Below are 7,087 nucleotides of genomic sequence, written 5' to 3' on the forward strand. Positions count from 1 at the left end.
TTACAAAAGCAGCCTGGCAACACATCTCGACAATACCAGACCGAGTGATTCCGGACAGTGGTAAAAGTCGGTCAGTTTTCCCCGAAGCTCACTGTTGTGGTGCGATGGCAACGCGTGGTGCGCCCAATTCGTTCCCCGACGGCAGATCATCCACCTGACCGCTTGTTCCCGACCAAGGGGGCCGCTACACACCATCTATGGCCGATCAGACCGACAACCCCAACATGGACCTCAGCGAACCGCTGCGCCGCGCGCTGGGGGAGCGGTATCTGACCTATGCGCTGTCGACGATCATGCACCGCGCGCTGCCGGATGCGCGTGATGGTCTGAAACCTGTGCACCGGCGCATCCTGTTCGCCATGCGGGAACTGCGCCTCTCGTCCACGGGTGGTTTCCGCAAGTCTGCCAAAATCTCCGGCGATGTGATGGGCAACTATCACCCGCACGGCGATGCCGCGATCTATGACGCGATGGCGCGTCTCGCGCAGGATTTCAACGTCCGGTATCCGCTGGTCGATGGGCAAGGCAACTTCGGCAACATCGACGGCGATAATCCGGCGGCCTCGCGATATACCGAAGCACGGATGACCGCCGTTGCCGAAGCACTGCTTGAAGGCCTCAACGAAAACGCGGTGGATTTTCGCGAAAACTATGACGGCACGCTGACCGAACCGGTCGTGCTGCCCGCGCAGTTCCCCAACCTTCTTGCTAACGGCTCCTCCGGCATCGCCGTGGGCATGGCGACCAACATTCCGCCCCACAACATTGCCGAGCTGTGCGACGCCTGCCTGCATCTGATCAAGACGCCCGATGCGCGCGACGACACGTTGCTGAACTACGTGCCCGGCCCCGACTTCCCGACCGGAGGCATCATTGTCGAGCCGCCCGAGGCCATCGCTCAAGCCTACCGGACCGGCAAGGGCGGCTTCCGCCTGCGCTGCCGCTACGAGGTGGAGGACCTTGGCCGCGGCCAGTGGCAGATTGTTGTCACCGAGATCCCCTATCAGGTCCAGAAATCCAAGCTGATCGAAAAGCTGGCCGAGGTGATCCAAACCAAGAAAGTGCCGATTCTGGGCGATGTCCGGGATGAGAGCGCCGACGACATCCGCCTGATCCTCGAACCCCGGTCGAAGAATGTGGACCCTGACGTGCTGATGGGCATGCTCTATCGCAATTCGGACCTGGAAGTGCGGTTCTCGCTCAACATGAACGTGCTGATCGACGGAGTCACGCCTAAGGTCTGCTCGATGAAGGAAGTGCTCCGCGCCTTCCTCGATTTCCGGCGCGAGGTGCTGATCCGCCGCAGCCAGCACCGCATGGAAAAGATCGACCACCGGCTCGAGGTGCTCGAGGGGCTGATCGTCGCCTTCCTCAACCTCGACCGCGTAATCGACATCATCCGCTACGACGATGATCCCAAGGCCGCCCTGATGCGCGAGGATTGGGGCAAGGATCACCCGCGTGCGATGACCGAGGCGGATTATGTGTCGCCTCCGCCGGGCGATGGCGAGTTGAGCGAGGTGCAGGTCGAAGCGATCCTGAACATGCGCCTGCGCTCTCTGCGCCGTCTTGAAGAGATGGAGCTGCTGCGCGAGCAATCCGGACTGATGGAAGAACGCGCAGCCCTCGAGGACCTGCTCGACAGCGAGGACCTGCAATGGCAGGCCATCGCCGACCAGATGCGCGAGACGAAAAAGAAGTTCGGCAAGGACTACGAAGGCGGCGCACGCCGCACGGCATTTGCCGAGGCGGGCGAGGTCGAGGATGTGCCGCTCGAGGCCATGATCGACCGCGAACCGATCACCGTGGTGTGCAGCCAAATGGGCTGGATCCGCGCGATGACCGGCCATATCGATCTGACCCGCGAGTTGAAGTTCAAGGACGGCGATGGCCCTCGTTTCATCTTCCACGCCGAAACCACGGATCGGCTGATTGTCGTGGGCTCAAACGGGCGGTTCTATACTGTCTCCGCATCGAACCTGCCCGGCGGGCGCGGTATGGGCGAACCCTTGCGCCTGATGATCGACCTGCCGAACGAGGTGCAGATCCACTCGCTGCTGACCCATAAACCCGGTCGTAAGCTTTTGGTCGCATCGTCGGCGGGCGACGGCTTCATCGTGCCGGAGGACGAGGTGATCGCGCAGACCCGTACGGGCAAGCAGGTGCTGAACGTGCGCGGCGACGTTAAAGTGGCGGTGTGCAAACCGGTATCGGGTGACTGCATCTCCGTTGTGGGCGAAAATCGCAAGATGTTGGTTTTTGGATTGGAAGAGCTGCCCGAGATGGCGCGGGGCAAGGGTGTGCGTCTGCAAAAGTACAAGGACGGGGGCCTGAGCGATGCAACCACCTTCACCCTGGCAGACGGGCTCAGCTGGCTCGACCCAGCCGGACGGACAAGAACAGAAACCGACCTTGCCGAGTGGCGCGGAAAGCGCGCAGGCGCAGGGCGGATGGCCCCCCGCGGCTTCCCAAGGGACAATAAATTCACCTGACGGTGCGCTGCCGGTCGGCTTTGTGGGCCGCCGGGGTGCCGTGTTCTGGCTGGCGCTGAAAACAGGCTTTTGGTCGATCCTGACGCTGGGCTTTTACCGTTTCTGGATGAAAACCCGCCTGCGCCGCTACTTCTGGTCGTCGATCCGTCCGGGCGGCCATCCTATGGAGTATGTGGGCGACCCTTGGGAGAAGCTGCTCGGGTTCTTCATCGCGGTGGTGATCCTGACCTTCTACATCGGGGTCGTGAACCTGATCCTGATGTTCATCAGCTTCTCGGTCTTCGATGGCAACGTCGCGGGCTACTTCCTTAGCTTCTTGGGCGTCATCCCGCTGTGGTTCTATGCCCGCTACCGCGCCCGGCGCTACGTGCTGGGCCGCACCCGCTGGCGCGGCGTGCGCTTCGGGCTGGAACCGGGGGCCTGGGGCTATGCTTGGCGGGCCTGTATACATTGGCTGATCACGATCTGCTCGGCGGGTATTCTCTGGCCGCGTATGACGTTCTATCTGGAGAAGTACCGCACTGACCGGACGTTCTTTGGCTCGGCCAAGCTGACACAGGGCGGGCACTGGACAATGCTTTACCGTCCCATGGGACCGCTTTTCCTGGCGGTTGTGGCCTGCGGTCTCTGGACGCTTTGGGTGATGGTCCTGCAACCCATCGGCCCCGTCTTCGACCTGTTTGTGCGTGGGTTTCTCGCGGGTGCCCTCGGCACAGAGATCGACGTGGAGGGACTGTCAGACGGCCCATCGCAGGCGGTCTGGCGCTTGTGGCTGCTGCTGCCTCTGGTCCTCGCCGTCTATGTAGGCGTTGTTCACTACATCTTCGGCGCACGGCGCATGATGGCCAACCACAAGTCGGCTCCTGGCATCACGTTTGCCTCCAAACTGCGCACAGGGCGGGTGGCATGGATCTATGCAGGCGGTACGATCCTTGCCTATCTCGTTCTGATCTTGGGGCTGTTGCTGCTGCTGATCACCCTCGTGCCCGTTATCGGTCTGAACGTTCTGAACAACGTTGGTGGCATCGACACCGGCGCCATAGGGGACGCCCCCCGATGGCTGACCATCTCGGCATCCGTAATCCTGTATTTCGGCGTCTTCCTGATGTGGTCGGTGGTCTACAACACCTTCGTGACCTTCCCGCTGATGCGCCACATGGCGGGCACCCTGTCGCTGCCCGCGCATGACGGATTCCAGGACATCAGCCAGGTCGCCCGCGATGAGTTTGCCGAGGCAGAAGGCTTTGCCGAGGCATTAGATCTGGGGGCCGCGATATGACCAAGGCGACATATTTCGACGGCGACATGCCAACGCCGGTGCCGGTCTACATCACGTCGTCTTCGGATCGGACCCATCTCGTTCTCGCGCGCGCCGGTGCTGCGGACATCTTCTGGCCGATTGCGGATGTGCGCGCGGTCGAGGATCATCCTGCCGGGAACGACACCGTCCTGCGGCTCATCACCGATCCGGTAGCGCGGCTTTACGTGCCGGACGCGGGCACATTGCCGCCGCTGCCCAACCTCTATCGCGCCGCCCCACCGCAAGGACGCGGGCGGCTTGCCCTTTGGGCCGCGGGCGCCGTGGCCGCTGTCGCACTTCAGATCGGCCTCCTGATCCCGCTGATGGCCGACCAACTCGCCAATTTCATCCCGCCCCGCGCGGAACGCGCGCTGGGTGAAGCGACGTTCAACCAGATCCGCGACGCGCTGGGCAATAACGCCCTTGGGCCCCTACGCGTCTGCGAAGCACCCGAGGGCCGCGCGGCACTCGACGCCATGGCGGCCACGTTCGACCCCGCTATGCCCGAGGGCACAGAAATGTCGGTCTTCGTCCTCAATCACCCGATGATCAACGCCTTCGCTCTACCCGGTGGCTATGTCGTGTTCTTCCGCGGCCTGATCGACGCCGCCGAAACGCCCGAAGAAGTTGCAGCCGTCTATGCCCACGAGTTGGGCCACGTGGTCAGCCGCGATCCCACGCGCCATGCCCTGCGGTCAGCGGGCAGCATCGGCGTTCTGGGTCTGCTCTTTGGCGACTTCGCGGGCGGCGCGGTGGTCCTGTTCCTGGCCGAACGGCTGATCGACGCGAATTATTCCCAGGGGGCCGAGGAAGCTGCTGATGCCTTCGCGCACGAAGCACTGGAGCAGGCCGACATCTCGCCCTCCGCACTTGGGGACATGTTCCAACGGCTGCGCGACAAGTATGGAGACAATGACGGCGTCCTGTCGCACTTCATGTCGCACCCGTCGCTGTCAGACCGGATCGACCGTGCACAGGCTGCTGCGCCTGCGGGCGACGACTGGACCCCTGTCCTATCCGATGCCCAATGGACCGCGCTGCAAGCGATTTGCGAAGAAGACTAGGCAGGCTCCGCCGTCAGCCACACGCCGCCCTCGGGGCGCAGGGTCAGGATCATCACCGGCTCCGGCTCCTTGCCCGGCACCGGCGTGAACCGGAACCGGCTGATCACCGTTGCCAGGATGATAACCGCTTCCTGCAGCGCAAAGGACGCACCAATGCAGATGCGCGGCCCGTCCCCGAAGGGCATATAGGCATAGCGGTCCACCGACTTCCGGTCGGCAAAGCGATCCGGCTCAAAGGCATCCGGATTGTCCCACAACAGCTTCGACCGATGCAAAGCATAGATCGGAATGATACAGGTATCGCCCTTCCGGATCTCACGCCCGCAGAGCACATCATCTTCCAGCGCGGTGCGGGACACCATCCCGGCAGGCGGGTAAAGCCGCAGCGCCTCATCAATAATGCAGCGAATGAACGGCAAGTGTTCGACATGTTCACCCGTCGCGGCGCAGCCTTGCAGAACGGCCTGCGCCTCGGCCCGCGCACGTTCCTGAATAGTCGGGTCGAAGGCCAACAGATACATGGACCACGCCAGCGTCAGTGCGGTCGTCTCATGCCCTGCAACGATGAAGGTCAGCAGGTTGTCGCGCAGCTCGGCGGTGGTCATCTTGCGCCCGGACTTCGGATCTTCACCCGCCAGTAGAAGGTCCAGCAGATCAGGCACGCCGTCGTGACCCCGCGCCGCGCGGTCCTCGATGGCGCGGTCGGCCACGGCTTTGGTCTCTCGCATCGCCTGACCGGAGACGACCCGGCCCGGCCGCGGCACCCAATCCGGCGCCCCCAGAATATCAAAAAGGGAAATCTTGCCCGCTTCCGAGATGTAATCCTCGATGGCGCGGTGCACGCCAGAGCGGTCAAACGCCTCACCCCCCGAAAAGGTCACATCGGCAATGACGTCAAAGGTCGTGTTTACCATCTCGTCCAGCAGGTTGACGGCCCGTGGTCCTGCGGCGGCGATCCGATCCGCACAGCGCTCGGCTGCACCTGTCATGATGGGCGCGAGGTTCATCATGTTGCGATGGGTGAACACAGGCGCTGCCGTGCGCCGTTGCCAGCGCCAATCGGCACCCTCGGCAATAAAGATCGACTCGCCAATGGCAGGCTTCAGCAGGTTCTTGGTGACAACCGATTTCGGATAGATGTCCAGATTGTCCAGCACCATGCGCTTGATGCCTGCCGGATCGGTGATCATATGCCAGCGTTTGCCTGTCCTGCCCGACACGATGGGCAGGCGGGTCGACAGCTCGGGAATGATCCGCAGCACGTTGCTGCGCGCCATCTGCAGGCTTTTCCAGATCCCCCATTCCTCGTTGACCAGCGGCACGCGCACAGGCAGCGATCGGGGCAGGGCGGTATCGGGCATGTCTCTCTCCGTTCCTTACGTCATATAGGGATGCGTCCGCACCCGGCAATTGCGCCAACGCCGCACCTGGGCTATCCGGGGGCAACAAGAACGGGGAGAGTGCAGGAATGATGCGTTGGGTCTTGGGCCTTGTGATGATGGTTGCGGTGTCGGCATGTGCCAGCAATCGCGATTTGGATGAGGCACCCGTGCCGTTGGGTGACTTCCAACTTGTGCACAATATCGTGGTGGCAGAAAACGCGCAGCGCGGTCCGCTCAGCCGCCCGGCGACCGAGGATGAACTGACCACCGCGGTCAAATCGGCCATGGCCGAACGGTTCGGGCGCTATGCTGGGGCCAGCCGCTACCATTTCGGTATCTCGGTCGAAGGGTATGTTCTGGCCCAACCCGGCATTCCGCTGGTGCTGGCGCCGAAATCGGCGCTGATCCTAAACGTGACGGTCTGGGACGACGCGGCGGGCGGCAAGCTGAACGATGAACCCGAACAGATCACCGTGCTCGAAACCTTTGGCACTGCACCCATCATCGGCACCGGCTACACCATGACGGCCGAGGAACAGCTCAAGGAACTCAGCCAGAATGCCGCAAAGGCGGTTGAACGGTTCCTCGTGCGTCAAAGCCGGGAAGAGGGCTGGTTCACGCCGGATCCCGCAGCCTTGGCTACGCCGACCGACAGCGACGCCGATGCCAGCGCCGAAGAGCCTGCCGCGCTCTAGCCCTTGCGCAACTTGGTGGCGGTGTTTCGAACCGCCTCCTGCCGGGCGCGGGCATCAACCGAACCGCGCTTGATTTTCCCTGCCAATGGCAATACATGCCGCCCGCAGTGAACCACGGGGTGCGTCCCCAATTGAACAAAGGGCGTCTGACAAG

Annotated in this window: 5 protein-coding genes; 4 read left to right on the plus strand and 1 reads right to left on the minus strand. The window is 62.8% G+C overall.

Annotation, left to right across the window (positions count from 1 at the left end; genetic code table 11):
* Nucleotides 1-197 precede the first annotated feature (197 nt).
* The 3 genes from FD715_RS14130 to FD715_RS14140 are packed head-to-tail and all read left to right on the plus strand — an operon-like array spanning nt 198 to nt 4,856.
* On the plus strand, nt 198-2,492 hold the full coding sequence (locus tag FD715_RS14130; protein ID WP_147110840.1) for a DNA topoisomerase IV subunit A: 2,295 nt from the start codon (nt 198-200) through the stop codon (nt 2,490-2,492).
* A gap of 7 nt (nt 2,493-2,499) precedes the next feature.
* Nucleotides 2,500-3,771 (plus strand): DUF898 family protein, encoded by a 1,272-nt coding sequence (locus FD715_RS14135; RefSeq protein WP_147110898.1) that lies wholly within the window; start codon nt 2,500-2,502, stop codon nt 3,769-3,771.
* Entirely contained in the window at nt 3,768-4,856 is a 1,089-nt protein-coding gene (locus tag FD715_RS14140) for a M48 family metallopeptidase (RefSeq protein WP_223274885.1), read from the plus strand. The genes FD715_RS14135 and FD715_RS14140 overlap by 4 nt, the downstream gene beginning before the upstream one ends.
* On the opposite strand, the gene FD715_RS14145 is transcribed toward FD715_RS14140, so the two are convergent.
* The gene (locus FD715_RS14145) at nt 4,853-6,217 is read right to left on the minus strand and encodes a cytochrome P450 (RefSeq protein WP_147110843.1); all 1,365 of its coding nucleotides are present in this window, start codon (nt 6,215-6,217) and stop codon (nt 4,853-4,855) included. The two genes, FD715_RS14140 and FD715_RS14145, sit on opposite strands and share 4 nt — an antisense overlap.
* 107 nt (nt 6,218-6,324) lie before the next feature.
* Between FD715_RS14145 and FD715_RS14150 the strand changes: the two genes are divergently transcribed.
* Complete coding sequence (locus tag FD715_RS14150; protein WP_147110846.1) at nt 6,325-6,933, plus strand: hypothetical protein; 609 nt, start codon at nt 6,325-6,327, stop codon at nt 6,931-6,933.
* Nucleotides 6,934-7,087: the final 154 nt, after the last annotated feature.

Origin of the sequence: Tateyamaria sp. syn59 (assembly GCF_007995245.1) — a bacterium.
Classification (GTDB): domain Bacteria; phylum Pseudomonadota; class Alphaproteobacteria; order Rhodobacterales; family Rhodobacteraceae; genus Tateyamaria.